This is a genomic window from Pseudomonas sp. ICMP 3272, assembly GCF_001466905.1.
Lineage (GTDB): Bacteria > Pseudomonadota > Gammaproteobacteria > Pseudomonadales > Pseudomonadaceae > Aquipseudomonas > Aquipseudomonas amygdali.
Genome location: NZ_LKEK01000009.1, coordinates 1 through 554, shown reverse-complemented (window position 1 = coordinate 554; position 554 = coordinate 1). Strand labels below are relative to the sequence as shown.

Here is a 554-nt window from a genome sequence, read left to right as displayed (position 1 = left end):
CCAGCTCGATGCCGGGCTGGTCAATAACAGTGACGCCGGTCGTATCGCCAGCGCCATGGCCCTGACTGCCGTGGTCACCGGCCTGAATCAGACCAACGATGGCCGTCTGTACAGCAACAGTGACGTCAGTCTCGATTTAAACAATGGCGTGCTGAACAACGACGGCGGCCTGATTACCGCGCCGGGCCAGTTTCGCAGCGGTGAAATTTCCAGCGCCAACGGCTTCACCCTGGCCGCTACGTCGCTGGACAACACCGCAGGCTCGGTGCTCAGCGACAAAGCGCTCATTGTGCGTGTTGATCAACTGCTGACCAACCTGCGCGGTCTGGTGTCTGGCAACGGTATCGATCTGACGGCCAATGAGCTGAATAACAACAGCGGCAGCCTGAGCAGCGATGCCGACCTGCTGGTAAACGTCACTGGCCAGCTGTCGAGCCGCAGCGGCGAGCTGACCAGCGCTGGTAACACGACCCTGAATGCGCTGAGCCTCGACAACGCCGCTGGCCAGGTCATGGCTGACCGGTTCCTGAAACTGGTGATCACTGAAACCATCG

At 60.5% G+C, this 554-nt stretch carries 1 pseudogene; it reads left to right on the top strand.

Features of this window, described 5'->3' with window-relative positions:
* Window positions 1-554 (top strand): annotated as a pseudogene (locus AO068_RS02320) (filamentous hemagglutinin N-terminal domain-containing protein); the annotation flags it as partial.